The organism is Serratia sp. 3ACOL1 (genome assembly GCF_003668775.1).
Lineage (GTDB): Bacteria > Pseudomonadota > Gammaproteobacteria > Enterobacterales > Enterobacteriaceae > Chania > Chania fonticola.
The window spans coordinates 4,464,986-4,486,503 of the sequence record NZ_CP033055.1 but is presented as its reverse complement, the minus strand read 5'-3'; the positions used below and the strand labels follow the sequence as shown (position 1 = coordinate 4,486,503).

Sequence of the window (21,518 nt, the reverse complement as noted above, 5' to 3'; positions counted from 1 at the left end):
CCAATTTAGTCGAAACAATCGCCGAAGGATGTTGCTCAGTTACCAAAAATGCTTATGTTTTCGCCAGTTAGCGAAAACTAGCCATAACACATCACCCAGGGTAATCAGTGAGCCTCATCCCAGTTTTTACCTACGCCGATATCCACCCGCAGCGGAACAGCCAACTGCATGCTGTTTTCCATCAACTCATGAATACGCAGGCTGGCCTCTTCGATGGCGGACTCGTGGATTTCAAACACCAGTTCATCGTGTACCTGCATGATCATGCGCACCAGAGGCTTCTCAGGCCCTTGCAGCCAGGCATCCACCTCAATCATCGCACGTTTGATGATATCCGCAGCAGTGCCCTGCATAGGGGCGTTAATCGCCGCTCTCTCGGCCGCCTTGCGACGCATACCGTTACTGGAGCGAACGTCCGGCAGATACAACCGGCGGCCATCCAGCGTGCTGACGTAGCCCTGCTCGGCAGCCTGCTGACGGGTGCGTTCCATATACTCCAACACGCCAGGGTAGCGCTCGAAGTACAGATCCATATAACGCTGCGCTTCGCCGCGCGGGATCCCCAGCTGGCGAGCCAAACCGAATGCGCTCATGCCATAGATCAGGCCAAAGTTAATCGCCTTGGCACTGCGACGCTGTTCGTTGGTGACCTTCTCCAACGCCAGACCAAAGACTTCTGCCGCCGTTGCCCGGTGTATGTCCTTACCTTCAGCAAACGCCTTGAGCAAGCCTTCGTCCTGCGATAAATGGGCCATAATGCGCAGTTCAATCTGCGAGTAGTCCGCCGCGACAATACGGTAGCCCTCAGGCGCAATAAATGCCTGACGGATACGGCGCCCTTCATCGTTACGTACCGGGATGTTTTGCAGGTTTGGATCGCTTGATGACAGGCGACCGGTGGCGGTGACCGCCTGGTGATAAGAAGTATGCAACCGCCCGCTAACCGGGTTGATCATCAACGGCAGTTTGTCGGTATAGGTGGTTTTCAGCTTCGCCAGGCCACGGTATTCCAGGATCACTTTCGGCAACGGATAATCCAGCGCCAACTCGGCCAGCACTTCCTCATTGGTTGAAGGAGCACCGCCTGGGGTCTTTTTCAGCACCGGCAGCTTTTGCTTTTCATACAAAATGGCCTGCAATTGCTTGGTTGAGGCCAGATTGAACGGCTCTTCTGCCAGTTCATGGGCCTGCACTTCAAGCTCGCCAAGGCGCTTGGTCAACTCAATGGAGTGAGCAGCGAGGATGTTAGGATCGATCAGCACCCCGGTGCGTTCAATATGGGAAAGCACCGGCAACAGCGGCATTTCAATCTCATTGAATACCGTCAGCAGGCCTTCACTCTCTTTCAACTGCGGCCACATCGCCAAATGCAGCTGTAGCGTAACGTCGGCATCTTCTGCCGCATAAGGGCCCGCCTCTTCAAGAGCGATCTGGTTGAAGGTTAGCTGTTTTTTGCCTTTGCCCGCGATCTCTTCGAAGGTAATGGTTTTATGGCCCAGGTAGCGATCGGCCAGGCTATCCATATCGTGGCGGCCACTGACGCTGTCGAGCACGTAGGACTCCAGCATGGTGTCGTAGGCGATACCGCGTAGATCGATGTCATAGCGCGCCAGCAGGCTCTTATCAAACTTCAGGTTCTGCCCCACCTTCAACGCCTTCTCGTCTTCCAGCAGCGGCTTCAGGGTGGCCAGCACGTGGTTACGATCCAGCTGTGGGGGAGCATCCAGATAATCGTGTGCAACCGGCAGATACGCCGCCACGCCTGGCTCAATGGCGAAGGACAGGCCGATCAGGTTGGCCGTCAGGGTATCCAGGCCGTCAGTTTCGGTATCGAAGGCGAAAACTTCGGCCTGTTTCAGGCGCTGCATCCAATCGGCGAAGGTTTCCTCATCCAGAATGGTGACATAGCCTTCCTGCGACAGGGTAGGCTCTGCAGCAGCTCTTGGTGCTTCTGCCGTTGCGGCTGGCTTGGCCGCCGCGCTGGCCTTACGGCCTGACCCTTTGTTTTCTAACCAGGTCCCCGCTTCAACATCGGCCATCCAGCGTTTGAACTCGTAGCGCTTAAACAGTGCCTGCAGTTGATCGACATCCGGTGGGGTCACTTCCAGCTCACTGCATTTCAGATCCAGTTCAACATCGGTTTTGATCGTCGCCAGTTTGTAAGAGAGGTAGGCCACCTCTTTATTCTGCTCCAGCTTGGCCGCCATGGTCTTGGCACCGCGGAAACTTAGCGTGGCAATGCTATCCAGATTGGCATAGAGCTGATCCAGGCCCCCTAACCCTTGCAACAGCGCCTGGGCCGTTTTCTCACCCACCCCAGGTACGCCAGGGATGTTATCTGAGGAATCCCCCATCAGCGCCAGGAAATCGATGATCAGTTCAGGAGGGATGCCGTATTTATCACAGACCTCCTGCGGGCCGAGGATGGTGTTGTTCATGGTATTGATCAGGGTGACATTCGGCGTCACCAACTGAGCCATGTCTTTGTCGCCGGTGCTGATCAAAACAGCATGACCCGCTTTTTCTGCCTCTAGCGCCAGGGTGCCGATCACATCATCAGCCTCTACACCGGGTGTAACCAGCAGCGGTAAGCCCATGGCTTTAACCATCTGATGCAGCGGTTCGATCTGCGCTCGCAAATCGTCCGGCATCGGTGGCCGATGTGATTTATATTCGGCAAACAGCTCGTCACGGAAGGTCTTCCCTTTGGCATCAAACACCACCGCCACATGGCTGGGAGTATACTGCAGCAGCAGGCTGCGCAGCATGTTCAGCACACCGTACATCGCTCCCGTCGGCTCACCGACCGAGTTTGTCAGCGGTGGGAAGGCATGGTAGGCGCGGTAAAGGTAAGAGGAACCATCCACCAGGATTAATGGGTTTTCTGCAATCTGGGCCATAACGTTTCTTTTTCGTGAAAAGGACTGGGGTAAGCATGCCATAGCTAGCCGCTGGTGACGAACCTTAGCGTGCAATATGGCCAAATTAGATGAGATCCTGTGAAGCGATCCGCAAGATCCTGCCTGTGGATAACTTTGTGCATAGTTTAGCGACTGAATTATAACGAAGATAATATCGTTATAATGGGAAATAAAATTCCTAGACAAATCACACTGTTGAAAGAGGGAGTGGGCGGTTTTGCTATTTATCGTGTTTTCGGTAATTTGTGGATATAACTGGGGCCGGAGTTTAATCGCACGTTTAATCAATTTAGGCACCTCAATGACCATAGCACAAGATTGAAAATCTGCACGCCAACGGCAAACAACTGGCAATTTCTACCCGGTTAAGATCGCTTACTTTTAGCCGCGTATTCTTGGCCGGGATTCTGTTAAAATATTTTTTTGTTGGTACGTACTGACGTATCTAACGATGTTTCCTTCAACCGTCAGCACTAAACCCATGCCAAAATTGCTAGCCCCTGTTATTTTTATCTTTTCTGCGCTGCTTGCCATTGGCGTAACGATGCTGTGCTCCATTCCCATTGTTTTGGCCGGTATCATTAAGCTTTTGATCCCCATACCCGCGGTTTGGCGATACATTTCAGCCTTTGCTGACCTGATAATGTGGTGCTGGTGCCAATGCCTGGCGGTATTGTTACGAATTAACCCCCGCTTGCAATGGGATATTCAAGGGCTGCACGGGCTGGAGAAAAAGAATTGGTATTTGCTGATCAGCAACCATGAAAGTTGGTCGGACATTGTGGTGCTGTGTGTGTTATTCCGTCACCATATACCTATGAGTAAGTACTTCCTGAAACAGCAACTGGCCTGGATCCCCTTCGTCGGCCTGGCCTGCTGGGCGCTGGATATGCCCTTTATGAAGCGCTACTCGCGGGCCTACCTGCACAGACATCCGGAGAAAAGCGGGCAGGATATCGAAACCACACGGCGTTCCTGCGAGAAGTTTCGCCTACGCCCGACCACCATCGTCAATTTCGTTGAGGGCTCTCGTTTCACCGAGGCCAAGAAAATTAAAAGCCGCTCACCCTATCGCAATTTGCTCGCCCCCAAAGCTGCCGGGATCGCCTTTACGCTTAGCGCGCTTGGTCAGCAATTTGATAAGATCCTGAATGTCACCTTATGCTATCCGGATAACCGTGAGCATCCCTTTAGGGATATGTTGTGTGGCCGTTTGCAAAGGGTAGTCGTCAGGATTGAATGCCTGCCGATTGATGAATCGCTGCACGGGGACTACTTCAATGACAAACTGTTTAAACGTAAATTCCAGATTTGGCTGAATACGTTGTGGCAGGAAAAAGATGGTTTGCTTGACAGGCTCAAGCGTTAATAAGTTAAAAAAAACGCCGGGTTAACCGGCGTTGATTTCTTGCTGCGGGTTACTTTTGTTCGGTCAGGAACTTAACGACATCAGCAAATTGCTTGACGTAAACGTCCATGCTGCTGGTATCCAGGCCATCATTTTTCACCATGTATTTGCCGTTAACAAATACCGCTGGCACGCCACGCAGTTGCAAATCTTCGGCTGCTTTCTCTTGCTGAGCCACCAGAGATTTCACCACGAAGCTGTTTAAAGCCGCGTCAAAGTCTTCGCCTGCTACGCCAGCATTGACGAATACCTTGCGGATATCGTCAGGCGTTTGCACGGTTTGAGTTTTCTGAATCGCTTCAAACATTGGCTGAGTAATTTTGTCTTCTACACCCAGAGCCATGGCAACTGCCCAGGCTTGAGTTAATTGCTTACCCAATGGCCCCAGGAATTCCACATGGTACTTGGTCATCTTGGTGCCTTCAGGCAGCGCTTTTTTGACCGCATCAGAGATATGGTAAGTCTCTTCAAACTGGTAGCAGTGCGGGCAGTAGAAAGAGAAGAATTCCAGCACCTGTGGTTCGCCAGTTACCGGCTTATCCAAAGTGATGTATTGCGTACCGTCACTGAATTGCGCAGCGGAGGCACTGAATGCCATCACCATACCAACGAGTGCCAACCAAATTTTTTTCATAACACTAAACTCTCCATTATGTTAATGCTTCAATACATTGGCATGAGCTGCAGAGGAGGTTCCTGCAACAGCTTAACCTGTTCAGTAAATGCCGCAGTCTGAGATAACCAGAAATCAGACTCCGCCATCCACGGGAAACTTTTTGGAAACGCGGGATCCTGCCAACGGCGTGCTACCCATGCCAGGTAATACACCATGCGCATGGCCCGCAAGGGTTCGATCAACGCCAGCTCGCGCTGATCAAATTCGGCAAATTCGCCATAGGCCTCCAGCAGGATATCCAGCTGCATCAGCCGATCGCGACGTTCGCCGTGTAACAACATCCACAAATCCTGTATTGCTGGCCCGTTGCGCGCATCGTCAAGATCGACGAACAGCGGACCATCACGCCACAAGATATTGCCTGGGTGGCAGTCGCCATGCAAACGCAGCGGCTGCCAATCCAGCTGCCAGTGCGGTTTGATAGCGTCAATCAGCGTATCCGTAGCCCGCAGGAAAGTCTCGCGCTGGGCCTTGGGAACTAAATCACAGCTGGCCAGAACCTGCCGTGGCTCCGTGAGATACTCTTCAATGCCAATGGTCGGCCGCTCGGTAAACAGGCTTTCGCTGCCCACCTGGTGGATACGGCCAAGAAAACGCCCGACCCACTCCAGCTGTTCCAGATTATCGATCTCATACTGGCGGCCACCGACGCTCGGAAATACGGTAAAGAAAAAGCCTGCATGGGTGTGCAGCGTATTTCCCTGTAATACCAGTGGCGCGACCGCCGGGATTTCGTTGTGCGATAAATCCAGCGCGAACCGATGCTCTTCGCCGATTTGCTCTGCACTCCAGCGTTCTGGGCGATAAAATTTCACCACGTAACGCTGACGATCTTCATCCATAAACTGGTAAACGCGGTTTTCATAGCTGTTGAGCGCCGTCAGCCCAGAATCAACACGCAAACCTATCCCTTCCAACGCATCCATAATCAGGTCGGGAGAAAGGGTTTCAAAATTAAATGCAGAGTTGTTCATAACAACCGTTCAGTTCGCCAGATGACAACAGCGTGCCAAGAATAAGAATGAGTAGCACTAATCACCGCCACTGATGACCGCACCGTATGAATGCTAATCTTTTATCACGCCACGGGCACGCAGCAACGCCGTTTTAAAGTCGTCTTCGTAGTCTTTCTTCAAGCCTGGGATCTGTTCTGTGCCCGCACTGCCGCGCATTTTCAGGTGATAGATCAAGATGTCATCGCTCAGATCGCCTAACTCACCCTGAAAACCCGCTTCCTGCGCCAGCTTTTGCAAAAACTGAATCAGGTTGAGATCGGGATCCTGCTGCCAGGCCGGCTGCAAAAGCTCAATCAGTTCGTTTACGCGATGCGTTTTCATATCAAAATATCATCCAGTGAAGTGATAAACCCACAAAGTAGCAGGCTTGACTACGTAGTGAAAGAACCAGCGTGTCAATAAAGGTAAATCATGATGTCTGAGCAGGTTTAGCGCTACAATCAGGACATTGGAGAGGGGTTGGATGATGACTATGCATGCAAATATAACCGGCGTTATTCTGGCCGGTGGGCGCTCTACCCGCATGGGAGGGAAAGATAAAGGATTGGTGCAAGTGGGGGATAAAACCCTGTACCAGCACGTACTGGGCCGATTAACACCGCAAGTGAGCCAGGTGATCATCAGTGCCAATCGCAATCAGCTATGTTATCAGCAAAGCGGCTTAGAGGTCGTCGGCGATCTGACCGCAGATTACCCCGGCCCTTTAGCCGGCATATTGGCAGGCCTCACTTATGCCCGCACACCATGGATTGTCTGTGCACCCTGCGACGTTCCCGACTTCCCTCTCAACCTGGTAGAACAGCTTTGGCTGCATAAGGGCAATGCCTTGGCCTCCTATGCCAGCGACGGTGAGCGTGAACATCCCACCTTCGCTTTACTGCATACCAGTCTGGCAGAGGAACTCACCCGTTATCTAACCCGAGGGGAACGCAAATTGATGCTGTTCATGGCGGCTATTGGTGCACAACAAGTGATGTTCAGCGGGCAGCAAGATGCCTTCCGTAATTTGAATACCCCGGAAGATTGCCAACAGTGGCAGCAGGAAAAGGGAGGCGATCAATGACGGAGTTATTGCCACCCTTGCTGGCTATCGCCGCCTATAGCGGCACAGGTAAAACCACGCTGCTTAAGCAATTGATCCCGCTATTAAAACTGCAGCAGGTGCGCGTTGGCCTGATCAAGCATACCCATCATGATATGGATGTAGATACGCCGGGTAAGGACAGCTATGAACTGCGCAAGGCCGGTGCAGACCAGACGCTGGTTGCCAGCGATCGGCGCTGGGCATTAATGAGCGAAACACCGGAGCAACAGCCTTTAGATCTCCAGTATCTAGCCAGCAGATTCGATCACAGTAAGGTGGATTTGATCCTGGTGGAAGGATTCAAGCATGAGCCGATCAGCAAAATTGTTCTCTATCGCGAGGAAGTCGGTAAACCACTTGCAGACATGTTGGATCAGCACGTTATTGCCGTGGCCAGCGATAAGAAGATAGAAGGTGTTGCGCCGTTACTGGATATCAACCAGCCTGAAACGATCGCTGGGTTTATCGTTCAGTGGCTAAAGCAGACAAAGGCATAGTCCCCTCACCCTAACCCTCTCCCACAGGGAGAGGGAACCGATCGAGTCCGCTGATATTCCTGCGCAATACCCCATCTTTCTTCTTGCTCCCAACGTTCTGAAGCAGTACAGGCTAATCAAAGGTTCCGACTTGCCGAAGCCGCACGGGCTTATCCACGACACCGGACTGCTCCCTCTCCCCCGCACAAGTGTTCAGGGTGTTCTCGGTGGGTACTCTGGGAGAGGGCTGGGGTGAGGGGTTTTCACTGTTATTTCCTGTTTTCTGCGCATAGCAAAAAGGCCATCCTTGCGGATGGCCTCTTGGCTTAATTGATGCCTGGCAGTGTCCTACTCTCGCATGGGGAGACCCCACACTACCATCGGCGCTACGGCGTTTCACTTCTGAGTTCGGCATGGGGTCAGGTGGGACCACCGCGCTATTGCCGCCAGGCAAATTCTGTTTCATTTCAACCGCCTTTTGGGCCATTGAAACCAATCTCGGAACTTCGCTGAAAATTGTCGTCTACTCTAAAACACCTTTGGTGTTGTAAGGTTAAGCCTCACGGATCATTAGTACTGGTTAGCTCAATGCATCGCTGCACTTACACACCCAGCCTATCAACGTCTTAGTCTTAAACGTTCCTTCAGGGGCCTTAAAGGCCCAGGGAAGACTCATCTCGAGGCAAGTTTCGCGCTTAGATGCTTTCAGCGCTTATCTTTTCCGCACTTAGCTACCGGGCAGTGCCATTGGCATGACAACCCGAACACCAGTGGTGCGTTCACTCCGGTCCTCTCGTACTAGGAGCAACCCCTCTCAATCTTCCAACGCCCACGGCAGATAGGGACCGAACTGTCTCACGACGTTCTAAACCCAGCTCGCGTACCACTTTAAATGGCGAACAGCCATACCCTTGGGACCTACTTCAGCCCCAGGATGTGATGAGCCGACATCGAGGTGCCAAACACCGCCGTCGATATGAACTCTTGGGCGGTATCAGCCTGTTATCCCCGGAGTACCTTTTATCCGTTGAGCGATGGCCCTTCCATTCAGAACCACCGGATCACTAAGACCTACTTTCGTACCTGCTCGAGCCGTCACTCTCGCAGTCAAGCTAGCTTATGCCTTTGCACTAACCTCACGATGTCCGACCGTGATTAGCTAACCTTCGTGCTCCTCCGTTACTCTTTGGGAGGAGACCGCCCCAGTCAAACTACCCACCAGACACTGTCCTCACCCCAGATTATGGGGCCGAGTTAGAACATCAAACATTAAAGGGTGGTATTTCAAGGTTGGCTCCATGCAGACTGGCGTCCACACTTCAAAGCCTCCCACCTATCCTACACATCAAGGCTCAATGTTCAGTGTCAAGCTATAGTAAAGGTTCACGGGGTCTTTCCGTCTTGCCGCGGGTACACTGCATCTTCACAGCGAGTTCAATTTCACTGAGTCTCGGGTGGAGACAGCCTGGCCATCATTACGCCATTCGTGCAGGTCGGAACTTACCCGACAAGGAATTTCGCTACCTTAGGACCGTTATAGTTACGGCCGCCGTTTACTGGGGCTTCGATCAAGAGCTTCGCCTTGCGGCTGACCCCATCAATTAACCTTCCAGCACCGGGCAGGCGTCACACCGTATACGTCCACTTTCGTGTTTGCACAGTGCTGTGTTTTTATTAAACAGTTGCAGCCAGCTGGTATCTGCGACTGGCTTCAGCTCCGAGAGCAAGTCTCTTCACCTACGCGCCAGCGTGCCTTCTCCCGAAGTTACGGCACCATTTTGCCTAGTTCCTTCACCCGAGTTCTCTCAAGCGCCTTGGTATTCTCTACCTGACCACCTGTGTCGGTTTGGGGTACGATTTGATGTTACCTGATGCTTAGAGGCTTTTCCTGGAAGCAGGGCATCAACTACTTCTGCACCGTAGTGCATCGTCATCACGCCTCAGGGTTGATAGCGTTCCGGATTTACCAGGAACACCCCCCTACACGCTTAAACCGGGACAACCGTCGCCCGGCTAGCCTAGCCTTCTCCGTCCCCCTTCGCAGTAACACCGAGTACAGGAATATTAACCTGTTTCCCATCGACTACGCCTTTCGGCCTCGCCTTAGGGGTCGACTCACCCTGCCCCGATTAACGTTGGACAGGAACCCTTGGTCTTCCGGCGAGCGGGTTTTTCACCCGCTTTATCGTTACTTATGTCAGCATTCGCACTTCTGATACCTCCAGCAAACCTCACAGTTCACCTTCAACGGCTTACAGAACGCTCCCCTACCCAACAACGCCTAAGCGTCGCTGCCGCAGCTTCGGTGCATGGTTTAGCCCCGTTACATCTTCCGCGCAGGCCGACTCGACCAGTGAGCTATTACGCTTTCTTTAAATGATGGCTGCTTCTAAGCCAACATCCTGGCTGTCTATGCCTTCCCACATCGTTTCCCACTTAACCATGACTTTGGGACCTTAGCTGGCGGTCTGGGTTGTTTCCCTCTTCACGACGGACGTTAGCACCCGCCGTGTGTCTCCCGTGATAACATTCTTCGGTATTCGGAGTTTGCATCGGTTTGGTAAGCCGGGATGGCCCCCTAGCCGAAACAGTGCTCTACCCCCGAAGATGAGTTCACGAGGCGCTACCTAAATAGCTTTCGGGGAGAACCAGCTATCTCCCGGTTTGATTGGCCTTTCACCCCCAGCCACAAGTCATCCGCTAATTTTTCAACATTAGTCGGTTCGGTCCTCCAGTTAGTGTTACCCAACCTTCAACCTGCCCATGGCTAGATCACCGGGTTTCGGGTCTATACCTTGCAACTATTCGCCCAGTTAAGACTCGGTTTCCCTACGGCTCCCCTATACGGTTAACCTTGCTACAAAATATAAGTCGCTGACCCATTATACAAAAGGTACGCAGTCACACCACGAAGGTGCTCCCACTGCTTGTACGTACACGGTTTCAGGTTCTATTTCACTCCCCTCGCCGGGGTTCTTTTCGCCTTTCCCTCACGGTACTGGTTCACTATCGGTCAGTCAGGAGTATTTAGCCTTGGAGGATGGTCCCCCCATATTCAGACAGGATGTCACGTGTCCCGCCCTACTCATCGAACTCACAGTTAATGCATTTTAGTGTACGGGGCTATCACCCTTTGCTGCGCGACTTTCCAGACGCTTCCACTAACACAAGAACTGATTCAGGTTCTGGGCTGTTCCCCGTTCGCTCGCCGCTACTAGGGGAATCTCGGTTGATTTCTTTTCCTCGGGGTACTTAGATGTTTCAGTTCCCCCGGTTCGCCTCGTATGGCTATGTATTCACCATACGATAGTGTGTCGAAACACACTGGGTTTCCCCATTCGGGTATTGCCGGTTATAACGGTTCATATCACCTTACCGACACTTTTCGCAGATTAGCACGCCCTTCATCGCCTCTGACTGCCTAGGCATCCACCGTGTACGCTTAGTCACTTAACCTCACAACCCGAAGGTGTTTCTGTAAACAGAGACACTGTCGCGCTGTTTATTTGAGAGACTCTATGACAGGTTAATCCTTACCCCAATACATCTACGGAGGGATAAGTTTCAGCTGTCATGTTTCAATTTTCAGCTTGTTCCAGATTGTTAAAGAGCAATATCTTAAACACGACTCGCAAGAGTCATCTTTAAGATAATCAGTCACGAATGACCGGTGATAATGTCTTTCACTCATTATCGGATGGCGTCCCCAAGGGGATTCGAACCCCTGTTACAGCCGTGAAAGGGCAGTGTCCTAGGCCTCTAGACGATGGGGACACGAAAATCCGATTAAATAAAACTTCTTAATCGGTTCGTATCAGCATGAGTCCAGAAGACTCATTACATCAACAGGTAGCGCTTTGCTCATTACTTTTCATCAGACAATCTGTGTGGACACTGCACTTAACTGCATATCTTTAGGTAAGGAGGTGATCCAACCGCAGGTTCCCCTACGGTTACCTTGTTACGACTTCACCCCAGTCATGAATCACAAAGTGGTAAGCGCCCTCCCGAAGGTTAAGCTACCTACTTCTTTTGCAACCCACTCCCATGGTGTGACGGGCGGTGTGTACAAGGCCCGGGAACGTATTCACCGTAGCATTCTGATCTACGATTACTAGCGATTCCGACTTCACGGAGTCGAGTTGCAGACTCCGATCCGGACTACGACATACTTTATGAGGTCCGCTTGCTCTCGCGAGTTCGCTTCTCTTTGTATATGCCATTGTAGCACGTGTGTAGCCCTACTCGTAAGGGCCATGATGACTTGACGTCATCCCCACCTTCCTCCGGTTTATCACCGGCAGTCTCCTTTGAGTTCCCACCATTACGTGCTGGCAACAAAGGATAAGGGTTGCGCTCGTTGCGGGACTTAACCCAACATTTCACAACACGAGCTGACGACAGCCATGCAGCACCTGTCTCACAGTTCCCGAAGGCACCAATCCATCTCTGGAAAGTTCTGTGGATGTCAAGAGTAGGTAAGGTTCTTCGCGTTGCATCGAATTAAACCACATGCTCCACCGCTTGTGCGGGCCCCCGTCAATTCATTTGAGTTTTAACCTTGCGGCCGTACTCCCCAGGCGGTCGACTTAACGCGTTAGCTCCGGAAGCCACGCCTCAAGGGCACAACCTCCAAGTCGACATCGTTTACAGCGTGGACTACCAGGGTATCTAATCCTGTTTGCTCCCCACGCTTTCGCACCTGAGCGTCAGTCTTTGTCCAGGGGGCCGCCTTCGCCACCGGTATTCCTCCAGATCTCTACGCATTTCACCGCTACACCTGGAATTCTACCCCCCTCTACAAGACTCTAGCTTGCCAGTTTCAAATGCAGTTCCCAAGTTAAGCTCGGGGATTTCACATCTGACTTAACAAACCGCCTGCGTGCGCTTTACGCCCAGTAATTCCGATTAACGCTTGCACCCTCCGTATTACCGCGGCTGCTGGCACGGAGTTAGCCGGTGCTTCTTCTGCGAGTAACGTCAATGAACGGTGCTATTAACACCGAACCCTTCCTCCTCGCTGAAAGTGCTTTACAACCCGAAGGCCTTCTTCACACACGCGGCATGGCTGCATCAGGCTTGCGCCCATTGTGCAATATTCCCCACTGCTGCCTCCCGTAGGAGTCTGGACCGTGTCTCAGTTCCAGTGTGGCTGGTCATCCTCTCAGACCAGCTAGGGATCGTCGCCTAGGTGAGCCATTACCTCACCTACTAGCTAATCCCATCTGGGCACATCCGATGGTGTGAGGCCCGAAGGTCCCCCACTTTGGTCCGAAGACGTTATGCGGTATTAGCTACCGTTTCCAGTAGTTATCCCCCTCCATCGGGCAGTTTCCCAGACATTACTCACCCGTCCGCCGCTCGTCACCCAGGAGCAAGCTCCTTGTGCTACCGCTCGACTTGCATGTGTTAGGCCTGCCGCCAGCGTTCAATCTGAGCCATGATCAAACTCTTCAATTAAAAGCTTGATTTGCTTCAACTCGTGAAGCGATGCTCGAAAATTAACTTTCGTAATAATTCATTCGCATGAATTACTGCTTGGTCACTCTTCAAGACTTGATATTTTTTTGCTACCGAAGTAGCTGGATATCGTCTTGTGAGTGCCCACACAGATTGTCTGATAAATTGTTAAAGAGCAGTGAGTTACGCGCTTTCGCTTGCTAACTCGAGGAGGCGTATACTACGCGATTCCCCTGAAGAGTCAACCTTTATTTCGGTGTTTTCACCGGGTTGGTCTTCCTGGCTGGGTGACTTGGTTCTCGTTAGAGGAGTCGTTGTTCCCGGTCAGTGGAGGCGCATTATAGGGAGTTCTCAGAAGGGCGCAACCCCTAAATTCAAAAAACTTTTCAAGCGCGGCTTTTTTCGGCAAAACGCTGTCTTGTTCGTCGTTTTTGCCACTTTTTCCCGAAAACAGCCGTAAAAGCTGGCGCTCCCTGGCGTAAAATGAAAGATAACAATGCAGTTAAAGGAACCGCAGCCATGCAATTCGATGCTCAACAACAGGCCGCACAGCGTAATCTTTCTTATCTGCTGGCAGAAAAACTCGGCCAACAGATCCTGGCCGGTGAATATCAAGCCGGCAGCATCCTGCCAGGCGAGATGGATTTGGCAGAACAGTTTGGCGTCAGCCGCACTGCGGTACGTGAAGCGGTAAAAATGCTGGCGGCCAAAGGCATGCTGTTACCGCGCCCCCGCATCGGCACCAGGGTCATGCCGCAAAGCCAATGGAACTTCCTCGATCAGGATCTGCTGACCTGGTGGATGACCAGGGAGAACTTCGACCAGGTCATGCAGCACTTCCTTATCCTACGCACGTCGCTGGAACCTCAGGCCTGTTCATTGGCAGCCATCAACGCCACCCCGGAGCAAAAGGCGCAATTGGTCACGCTGATGGCAGAAATGCAGGCGCTACACGTGGATTTTGACCGCGAACGCTGGATTGAAGTCGATACCCAGTACCATCAGCTGATCTATGAAGCCAGCGCCAATCCGTTTCTCACCTCGTTTGCCAACCTGTTCAGCTCGGTGTATCAAAGCTATTTCCGGGCGATCACCGGTAATGAAGTGATTAAGCTGCAACACCATCAGGCCATTGTGGATGCCATAGTCGCCAGTGACAGCACCGCAGCCCTCACAGCATGCCAAACATTGTTGCAGGGAAATGCGTAAACTCCGCAGCTATATATAGAAGGAAAATGGGATCACGATGACAAAATCTGCACGCAGCATGGCAGGGTTGCCTTGGATCGCCGCGATGGCGTTCTTTATGCAGGCGTTGGATGCCACTATTCTCAATACCGCCTTACCGGCGATAGCCCACAGCCTCGACCGTTCCCCCTTGGCGATGCAGTCGGCGGTGATCAGTTACACCCTGACGGTTGCGATGCTAATCCCGGTGAGTGGCTGGCTGGCCGATCGCTTCGGTACCCGGCGGGTGTTTATTATCGCCGTATCCCTGTTTACCTTTGGCTCGCTATTGTGTGCCTTGTCCCCAACGCTGAGTTTCCTGGTCGCCTCACGTATTTTGCAGGGGATTGGCGGCGCGATGATGATGCCGGTAGCACGCCTTGCCCTGTTGCGGGCCTATCCGCGTAGTGAGCTGTTGCCGGTACTGAACTTTGTCACCATGCCTGGCCTGGTTGGACCAATAATGGGGCCACTGCTTGGCGGCTGGCTGGTTACTTACGCCACCTGGCATTGGATCTTCCTGATTAACATCCCGATAGGCTTGCTCGGCATCGTCTACGCCCGTAAATATATGCCAGACTTCACCACGCCGAAGCGGCCGTTTGATTTCATCGGTTTTATGCTGTTTGGCCTTAGCCTGGTACTCATCTCCACCGGCCTGGAGCTGTTTGGCGAGCAGGTGCTGGCCAATTACATTTCTCTGGGGGTGTTCCTGAGCGGCTTTGTGATGCTGTTTGGCTATATCATTCACGCCCGCCGCCACGCTCAGCCACTGATTGGGCTGGATTTGTTCAAGACCCGCACCTTTTCCGTCGGCATTGCCGGTAACGTGGCCTCGCGGCTGGGGACCGGCTGCGTTCCCTTCCTGATGCCGTTGATGCTGCAGGTGGCCTTTGGCTATTCGGCGATCGTCGCCGGTTGCATGATGGCCCCGACGGCGGTGGGTTCTCTGATGGCCAAGTCTACCGTTACCCAGGTGTTGCGCTGGTTCGGCTATCGTAAGACATTGGTGGGTATCACTATCATTATCGGCGTGTTGATTGCGCAGTTCTCACTGCAAAGCCCAGGCATGCCGCTGTGGCTGATGATTTTGCCGCTGTTTGTTCTAGGGATGGCGATGTCGACGCAGTTTACTGCCATGAATACCATCAGCCTGGCAGATCTGAACGATGGCAACGCCAGTTCCGGTAATAGCGTACTGGCAGTAACGCAGCAGTTGTCTATCAGCTTTGGCGTGGCGATCAGCGCCGCCGTGTTGCGCTTCTATGGCTCAATGGAGATCGGCACCATGATCGATCAGTTCCACTACACCTTTATTACCATGGGGATAGTGACCGTCGCTTCGGCCTTCGTCTTTATGCTGTTAAGAAGAAAAGACGGCAATAACCTGATCACCGGCAAAGAGAAACCACGCAAAGAAGCGAAGGCGAGCCGTTAGCGGTAACCGACGGAGTCTCTCTCCACCAACTCTGGCGTCAGCACCAGGATCTGGGCATCACGTTCGGGGTTTTGCAGGCGGTTGATGAGCGCATCGATCGCCAGCTCCCCCAATGAATCTTTGGGCTGATGAATGGTGCTGAGCGGTGGGGCCAGATATTTGGCCAGTTCGATATCGTCGTAACCCATCACAGCCATATCCTTTGGCACCACCAGCCCGGCCTGATACAGCGCCTGATAAACGCCTACGGCGACAGCATCGTTGCCAGCAAACACCGCATGAGGAGGCTCGGCCAACGCCAGCAGTTGTTTCATGGCGTGCACGCCCCCTTCAAACTCAAAGTCGCAATACACCTCATAGCCCGGCAGGATTTCAAGACCGGCACGCTTCATGGCGCGGCGATAGCCTTCCAAACGATGGCGCGCGGTCGTTTTATCCAGCGGCCCGGCGATACAGGCGATTTGGCGATAGCCGCGAGCGATCAGATGATCGGTAGCCATTTCCCCCCCCAGCAACGAGTTATCCTGAATGATATCGTTGGCCCCTTCGAACGGCGACCAGTCCATCATCACGATCGGCAAAGAGGGGTAGCGGCTCAGTGCATCCTGCGAAGGGCGGTGGTTTTCGGTACACATCACCAGCAGGCCATCCACCCGCTTTTGCAGCAGCGTTTCCATGCTGCTGTTCATACGCGCCACATCTTCCTCTGTGTTGCACAGAATCAGGCTGTAGCCACGCTCGTAGCAGCTGCGTTCCACGCCGCGCACCACTTCGGCATAAAACGGGTTATTGCTGGAGGTCACCAGCATACCAATGGTACGCGTCGTATTGAGTTTCAGGCTACGCGCCAGTGCGGAAGGGGCATAGTTAAGCTGTTCCACGGCCACCATGACTTTGTCACGCACGCTGTCGCTGACAAAGCGATTGTTATTGATCACGTGCGAGACCGTCGAGGTTGAAACACCCGCCAGGCGGGCGACATCTTTCATGGTAGCCAAAGCGTTATCCCTGTTGCTGCAAGAAGGCGTCAATCTCTTCACGCCATGGCACAGAAGGCTGTGCACCGGGCCGGGTAACGGCAATGGCGGCAGCCGCATGGGCGAAACGCACCGCATCACTCATCACTTTTCCTTCAAGCAAGGCCGTAACCAAGGCACCGTTGAACGTATCACCGGCCGCGATAGTATCTACCGCCTTGACCTTAAAGCCCGGTACCAATTTGCCTTTACCGTTTTCGCTCAACCACACGCCACGGCTACCGAGGGTGATAATCACGCAGCCGATGCCTTTATCATGCAGGCTGTTGGCAGCACGTTCGGCGTCAGCGTCATTATTCACCGCGATACCGGTCAGCCGCTGGGCTTCGGTTTCGTTCGGAGTGATCATGTCGATCATGGCTAGCAGTTCGTCAGGCAGCTCACAGGCCGGAGCCGGGTTGAGGATCACCTGGGTTTGGTGCTGCTTGGCCAGTTTGGCGGCGGCAATCACCGTTTCCAGCGGTGACTCAAGCTGCATCAATAACGCATCGGCATCGATCACCCGTTGCCGATAGCGGTTGAGATAATCGGGAGTGACCGCCGCGTTGGCACCGGCATCGATACCAATCACGTTCTCGCCTTCGGCATTGACGAAAATCAGCGCCACGCCGGTGGTGCTGTCGGCGATAGCTTCAATCGGTTGGGTATCAATGCGATCGGTTGCCAGCTGTTGGCGAATACGTTCACCAATATCGTCTGCGCCTACGCAGGCAATAAAGGCGATATCCGCACCGCTGCGCCCGGCAGCCACCGCCTGGTTAGCCCCTTTGCCACCAAAGGCGACCTTATACTGCTGGCCGATCACCGTTTCGCCCGGCTGGGGAAACTGGTTGATATTGAGGATATGGTCGGCATTGATGCTGCCCAAAACCACCAGCTTTGCTGTTTCCATCACAGGGATCCCTTAAATTGCGCGCCATCGTCACGCCCCGTTCCGATGGCGCTGGAGATGACTTACTTGGTAACCAGTTTCAAATCAACCGGGATAGTCGCCGGTACTTTCTCGCCTTTCAAGATCTTATCAGCCGTTTCTACGCCAATCACACCGATCTGATCCGGACGCTGTGCCACGGTGGCAGCCAGTTTACCGCCTTCAACCGCTTTCACGCCGTCTGCGGTGCCGTCAAAGCCAACCACGATGACATCTGTTTTACCGGCTGTTTGCAATGCACGCAGCGCGCCCAGAGCCATTTCATCGTTCTGTGCAAACACTGCTTGCACGTCTGGATGCGCGGTCAGCAGGTTCTGCATGACGTTCAGACCCTTGGTACGATCGAAGTCCGCCGGCTGGCTGGCCAGCAGTTTAAACTTGTTCTGCTCCAGTGACTGTTGGAAGCCTTCGCCACGTTCACGGGCAGCAGATGTCCCGGCAATGCCTTCCAACTGAATCACCTTGGCATCGGCTCCTACTTTGTTGGCGATAAAGTCACCGGCCATTTTACCGCCCACGCGGTTGTCGGAAGCGATATGGCTAACCACTTCGCCTTTCGCTGCCATACGGTCAAGCGTAATGACTGGGATCTTGGCCTGGTTGGCCATCTTGATGGCGTTACCTACCGCGTCAGAGTCGGTTGGGTTAATCAGCAGCAGTTTCGGGTTCTGCACCATCAGATCCTGCACGTTGGCCAACTCTTTCGCCGGATTGTTTTGGGAGTCCAGCACCACCAGGTTGTAACCCAGTTTGTTGGCTTCCAACTGCGCCCCCTCTTTCATCGAAACAAAGAACGGGTTGTTGAGCGTAGAAACCACCAGCGCGATGGTGTCTTTTGCCAGGGCGTTAGCACTCAGGGTGGCGGTTAACGCGATGGCCGAAACTAAGGTTGCCAGTTTTTTCATTTTCATGGTCGTGATTCCTGTAGGGGAGAGGTTACTTGTTACTTTTGTTGTCTACCAGAACCGCCAGCAGAATAACGGCTGCTTTCACGATCATTTGGTAGTAGGAAGAAACACCCAGTAAATTCAAACCGTTGTTCAGGAAGCCAAGGATCAGCGCCCCGATCAGGGTACCGACGATGCGCCCTTTACCCCCAGCCAGGCTGGTTCCACCCAGCACCACCGCGGCGATGGCATCCAGCTCATAGCCGGTACCCGCAGTAGGTTGCGCAGAGGACAGGCGCGCCACTTCAATGACCCCAGCCAGTGCCGCCAGCAGGCCGCACAGGGAGTAAACGATGATTTTAACCCTATCGACGCTGATACCGGAAAGGCGGGTAGCCGCTTCGTTGCCGCCCAGCGCATAAATATAGCGGCCAAGACGGGTGTGATGCAGCATATACCAGGCGGCGATAAACACGATGGCCATGATCCAGATCGGAGTAGGAATGCCCAACGGGCGGCCAATCCCAAACCAGCCGAAGGTGTCGGCAACGTCAGTAAAACCGGTATTGACCGGGCTACCGTTGGTGTACACCATGGTCACGCCGCGCAGTAACAGCATCATCACCAGGGTGGCAATAAATGCCTGAACCTTGCCTTTGGCAACGATAATCCCGGTGCAGGCCCCTACGGCAGCCCCCAACGCCAGCGCAGCTGCCACAGCCACTACCGCATTGACTTCAAATCCGACAATCGAAGCGGCTACCGCCCCGGTCAGCGCCAACAGCGATCCGACCGACAAATCGATGCCGGAAGTCAGGATCACCAACGTCATACCGACCGCCATGATGGCGTTCACCGAGGTTTGCTGCAGAATATTGAACAGGTTATTAACGGTGAAGAAATTCGGGCTCATCGAAGACACCACGGCAATCAGCACCAGCAGGGCAATCAGCGATTTCTGCTCCAACAGCCACTCTTTACTGAACCAGCGCTTAGCTGCGACACTTTGTGAACTCATATCTGATTACTCCTGCTTTACGCCGTATTGCTTGCCGACGGCTGCTGCCATCAGCACTTCCTGGGTGGCCTGTTCAATCGGGAATTCGCCGCTGAGGTGGCCTTCGTGCATCACCAGGATGCGGTCGCTCATGCCCAGCACCTCCGGCATTTCCGAAGACACCAGAATGATGCTCAGCCCTTCCTGCTTGAACTGGTTGATTAACTGGTAGATCTCTTTTTTGGCCCCGACGTCGACGCCGCGTGTAGGTTCGTCGAGGATCAGCACCTTTGGCCGGGTCATCAAGCCACGGGCAATCGCCACTTTTTGCTGATTGCCGCCGGAAAGCAGGCCAATCGGTTGCTCCATCGACGGCGTTTTGATATTGAACAGGCGGATAAAATCGCTGACGGCGATCTGCTCGTCGGCATGTTTCAGGCCACCCCCTGCACGGCTGAAGTAGCGCAGCGCGGTCAGCGACATGTTTTCCTTCACCGACATCCCCAGCACCAGACCATCACGTTTACGGTCTTCGGAGATATAGACGATACCGTTGGCCAAGCCGTCCTGAGGAGTACGAGTGACCACTTCATGGCCATCCAAGTTCACGGTGCCGCTTTTACGTGACGCCGCTCCGTACAGGATCTTCATCAGCTCGGTACGCCCAGCCCCCATCAGGCCAGCCACACCCAAAATCTCACCACGGTATAAAGTAAAGCTGACGTCATGCACGCCAGGGCCGGAAACGTGGCTCACCTGCAGGCGTTTTTCACCGCGCGGCAGATTCAGGCGTGGATACTGCTCTTCCAGCTTGCGGCCCACCATCATTTCAATCAGCGAATCTTCATTCAGTTCGGCAACCGACCGCTCAGCAATAAATTGCCCGTCACGGAATACGGTCACATCGTCGCAGATTTCGAAGATCTCTTTCAGGCGGTGGGAGATATAAACAATGCCGCGGCCTTCGGCTTTTAGCTCGTTGATCACTTTAAACAGCGAGGCGGTTTCGGTATCGGTCAGAGCATCGGTCGGCTCATCCATGATGATCACTTTGGATTCAAAGCTCAGCACCTTGGCAATTTCCACCATTTGCTGATCGCCAATCGACAATTCCCCCACCAGCCGGTGGCTGCTGTAACGCAGGTTCAAACGCGCCAGCAGTTTGTCCGCTTCGGCATACATGCGTTTCCAGTCGATGCGGCCAAAGCGGTTAACGAACTCGCGGCCAAGAAAGATGTTCTCGGCAATGGTCAGCTGCGGGATCAGGTTCAGTTCCTGGTGGATGATGCCGATACCCGCTTCCTGCGAATCCTTCGGCCCGTTGAAGGCCACTTCCTTGCCAAGGAAATATTGGCTGCCCGCATCTTTGTTGTAGATACCGGTCAGCACTTTCATCATGGTGGACTTGCCGGCACCGTTTTCCCCCACCAGTGCCATCACCCTGCCGGGATAAACGCTCAGGGCGGCCCCAGAAAGCGCCTTCACGCCGGGAAAGGCCTTATCGATCCCTTTCAGTTGCAGTAAAGGTTGCATAGGCGCCTCAGAAAGTTACGCCGGAGCACAGGATCACGTTCGCGTAGGGCGAACATTCTCCGCTGCGGATCACGGCCCGGCTGTGTTCGGTTTGCGCTTTAAACGCGCTGTGGCTGATATAGCTGATGCTGATGGTATTGCCCTGGCGTTGGCCAAGCTGCGTAAGTTGATCCAGCAGCGCTTGGTGGAGCGACGGGTTATGCTTGACGATCTCTTCCGCCAAGATGGCGCTCTCTACCTGCATTTCCTGCGTCACGACACCGACAACCTGTAAGAATGTCGGCACCCCTTGGGTCAGCGCCAGATCGATACGCGGCGTCACTGCCGGGATCGGCAAGCCTGCATCGCAAATCGCGATCTGATCGGTGTGGCCGAGACGAGAGACCACCGCAGAAACATCAGAATTCAGTAGTACGCCTTTTTTCAT

The 21,518-nt window shown here is 53.5% G+C and carries 16 protein-coding genes, 1 tRNA gene and 3 rRNA genes; 5 read left to right on the top strand and 15 right to left on the bottom strand.

Annotated elements, in window-relative coordinates:
• Positions 1-104: 104 nt before the first annotated feature.
• Both polA and D9980_RS27100 read right to left on the bottom strand, forming a co-directional pair.
• Positions 105-2,900, bottom strand: coding sequence for a DNA polymerase I (gene polA / locus D9980_RS20235; RefSeq protein WP_121608277.1), 2,796 nt, complete (start codon positions 2,898-2,900; stop codon positions 105-107).
• A gap of 402 nt (positions 2,901-3,302) precedes the next feature.
• Positions 3,303-3,542: a hypothetical protein gene (locus D9980_RS27100; RefSeq protein ID WP_230326676.1), complete on the bottom strand. Its 240-nt coding sequence runs from the start codon at positions 3,540-3,542 to the stop codon at positions 3,303-3,305.
• Between D9980_RS27100 and D9980_RS20230 the strand changes: the two genes are divergently transcribed.
• Entirely contained in the window at positions 3,427-4,290 is an 864-nt protein-coding gene (locus D9980_RS20230) for an acyltransferase (protein WP_238393736.1), read from the top strand. The genes D9980_RS27100 and D9980_RS20230 overlap by 116 nt on opposite strands.
• 49 nt (positions 4,291-4,339) lie before the next feature.
• On the opposite strand, the gene dsbA is transcribed toward D9980_RS20230, so the two are convergent.
• From dsbA to D9980_RS20215, 3 genes are all read right to left on the bottom strand, one after another.
• Positions 4,340-4,963 (bottom strand): thiol:disulfide interchange protein DsbA, encoded by a 624-nt coding sequence (gene dsbA / locus D9980_RS20225; protein ID WP_121608275.1) that lies wholly within the window; start codon positions 4,961-4,963, stop codon positions 4,340-4,342.
• A 29-nt stretch (positions 4,964-4,992) separates the two neighbouring features.
• Entirely contained in the window at positions 4,993-5,979 is a 987-nt protein-coding gene (locus tag D9980_RS20220; protein ID WP_121608274.1) for a serine/threonine protein kinase, read from the bottom strand.
• A 93-nt stretch (positions 5,980-6,072) separates the two neighbouring features.
• Complete coding sequence (locus D9980_RS20215) at positions 6,073-6,342, bottom strand: YihD family protein (protein WP_024482972.1); 270 nt, start codon at positions 6,340-6,342, stop codon at positions 6,073-6,075.
• 151 nt (positions 6,343-6,493) lie between these two features.
• On the opposite strand from D9980_RS20215, the gene mobA reads away from it, so the two are divergent.
• Both mobA and mobB read left to right on the top strand, forming a co-directional pair.
• A complete protein-coding gene (gene mobA, locus D9980_RS20210) occupies positions 6,494-7,084 on the top strand; it encodes a molybdenum cofactor guanylyltransferase MobA (RefSeq protein ID WP_121609057.1) in 591 nt (196 codons plus the stop codon).
• Positions 7,081-7,602, top strand: a complete 522-nt coding sequence (gene mobB / locus D9980_RS20205) for a molybdopterin-guanine dinucleotide biosynthesis protein MobB (RefSeq protein WP_121608273.1) — start codon at positions 7,081-7,083, stop codon at positions 7,600-7,602. The genes mobA and mobB overlap by 4 nt, the downstream gene beginning before the upstream one ends.
• A gap of 314 nt (positions 7,603-7,916) precedes the next feature.
• Here mobB and rrf read toward each other — a convergent pair.
• The 4 genes from rrf to D9980_RS20185 all read right to left on the bottom strand — a co-directional run bounded on the left by rrf (position 7,917) and on the right by D9980_RS20185 (position 13,041).
• A 5S ribosomal RNA gene (gene rrf, locus D9980_RS20200) occupies positions 7,917-8,032 on the bottom strand.
• Positions 8,033-8,130: 98 nt separating this feature from the next.
• Positions 8,131-11,037, bottom strand: a 23S ribosomal RNA gene (locus tag D9980_RS20195).
• Between the two features lie 242 nt (positions 11,038-11,279).
• A tRNA-Glu gene (locus D9980_RS20190) sits at positions 11,280-11,355 on the bottom strand.
• 145 nt (positions 11,356-11,500) lie between these two features.
• Positions 11,501-13,041 (bottom strand): 16S ribosomal RNA (locus D9980_RS20185).
• Together the 16S, 23S and 5S rRNA genes with 1 tRNA gene alongside form the textbook arrangement of a ribosomal RNA operon.
• A gap of 519 nt (positions 13,042-13,560) precedes the next feature.
• Between D9980_RS20185 and D9980_RS20180 the strand changes: the two genes are divergently transcribed.
• Complete coding sequence (locus tag D9980_RS20180) at positions 13,561-14,250, top strand: FadR/GntR family transcriptional regulator (RefSeq protein WP_121608272.1); 690 nt, start codon at positions 13,561-13,563, stop codon at positions 14,248-14,250.
• Positions 14,251-14,287: 37 nt separating this feature from the next.
• The gene (mdtD, locus tag D9980_RS20175; RefSeq protein ID WP_121608271.1) at positions 14,288-15,706 is read left to right on the top strand and encodes a multidrug transporter subunit MdtD; all 1,419 of its coding nucleotides are present in this window, start codon (positions 14,288-14,290) and stop codon (positions 15,704-15,706) included.
• Here mdtD and rbsR read toward each other — a convergent pair.
• The 6 genes from rbsR to rbsD form a co-directional block, all read right to left on the bottom strand.
• Entirely contained in the window at positions 15,703-16,704 is a 1,002-nt protein-coding gene (gene rbsR / locus D9980_RS20170; RefSeq protein ID WP_024484667.1) for a ribose operon transcriptional repressor RbsR, read from the bottom strand. The genes mdtD and rbsR overlap by 4 nt on opposite strands.
• Positions 16,705-16,708: 4 nt before the next feature.
• A complete protein-coding gene (gene rbsK, locus D9980_RS20165; RefSeq protein ID WP_121608270.1) occupies positions 16,709-17,635 on the bottom strand; it encodes a ribokinase in 927 nt (308 codons plus the stop codon).
• Positions 17,636-17,697: 62 nt separating this feature from the next.
• Positions 17,698-18,585 (bottom strand): ribose ABC transporter substrate-binding protein RbsB, encoded by an 888-nt coding sequence (rbsB, locus tag D9980_RS20160; RefSeq protein ID WP_021181448.1) that lies wholly within the window; start codon positions 18,583-18,585, stop codon positions 17,698-17,700.
• A 25-nt stretch (positions 18,586-18,610) separates the two neighbouring features.
• Positions 18,611-19,579 (bottom strand): ribose ABC transporter permease, encoded by a 969-nt coding sequence (rbsC, locus tag D9980_RS20155; protein ID WP_121608269.1) that lies wholly within the window; start codon positions 19,577-19,579, stop codon positions 18,611-18,613.
• Between the two features lie 6 nt (positions 19,580-19,585).
• On the bottom strand, positions 19,586-21,091 hold the full coding sequence (gene rbsA, locus D9980_RS20150) for a ribose ABC transporter ATP-binding protein RbsA (protein ID WP_121608268.1): 1,506 nt from the start codon (positions 21,089-21,091) through the stop codon (positions 19,586-19,588).
• A 7-nt stretch (positions 21,092-21,098) separates the two neighbouring features.
• Entirely contained in the window at positions 21,099-21,518 is a 420-nt protein-coding gene (rbsD, locus tag D9980_RS20145) for a D-ribose pyranase (RefSeq protein ID WP_121608267.1), read from the bottom strand.

Coding starts and splice junctions, on each gene's coding strand:
- polA (WP_121608277.1), bottom strand. CDS start 2,900: ATGGCCCAGATTGCAGAAAACCCATTAATCCTGGTGGATGGTTCCTCT.
- D9980_RS27100 (WP_230326676.1), bottom strand. CDS start 3,542: ATGTATCGCCAAACCGCGGGTATGGGGATCAAAAGCTTAATGATACCG.
- dsbA (WP_121608275.1), bottom strand. CDS start 4,963: ATGAAAAAAATTTGGTTGGCACTCGTTGGTATGGTGATGGCATTCAGT.
- D9980_RS20220 (WP_121608274.1), bottom strand. CDS start 5,979: ATGAACAACTCTGCATTTAATTTTGAAACCCTTTCTCCCGACCTGATT.
- D9980_RS20215 (WP_024482972.1), bottom strand. CDS start 6,342: ATGAAAACGCATCGCGTAAACGAACTGATTGAGCTTTTGCAGCCGGCC.
- mobA (WP_121609057.1), top strand. CDS start 6,494: ATGCATGCAAATATAACCGGCGTTATTCTGGCCGGTGGGCGCTCTACC.
- mobB (WP_121608273.1), top strand. CDS start 7,081: ATGACGGAGTTATTGCCACCCTTGCTGGCTATCGCCGCCTATAGCGGC.
- D9980_RS20180 (WP_121608272.1), top strand. CDS start 13,561: ATGCAATTCGATGCTCAACAACAGGCCGCACAGCGTAATCTTTCTTAT.
- mdtD (WP_121608271.1), top strand. CDS start 14,288: ATGACAAAATCTGCACGCAGCATGGCAGGGTTGCCTTGGATCGCCGCG.
- rbsK (WP_121608270.1), bottom strand. CDS start 17,635: ATGGAAACAGCAAAGCTGGTGGTTTTGGGCAGCATCAATGCCGACCAT.
- rbsB (WP_021181448.1), bottom strand. CDS start 18,585: ATGAAAATGAAAAAACTGGCAACCTTAGTTTCGGCCATCGCGTTAACC.
- rbsC (WP_121608269.1), bottom strand. CDS start 19,579: ATGAGTTCACAAAGTGTCGCAGCTAAGCGCTGGTTCAGTAAAGAGTGG.
- rbsA (WP_121608268.1), bottom strand. CDS start 21,091: ATGCAACCTTTACTGCAACTGAAAGGGATCGATAAGGCCTTTCCCGGC.
- rbsD (WP_121608267.1), bottom strand. CDS start 21,518: ATGAAAAAAGGCGTACTACTGAATTCTGATGTTTCTGCGGTGGTCTCT.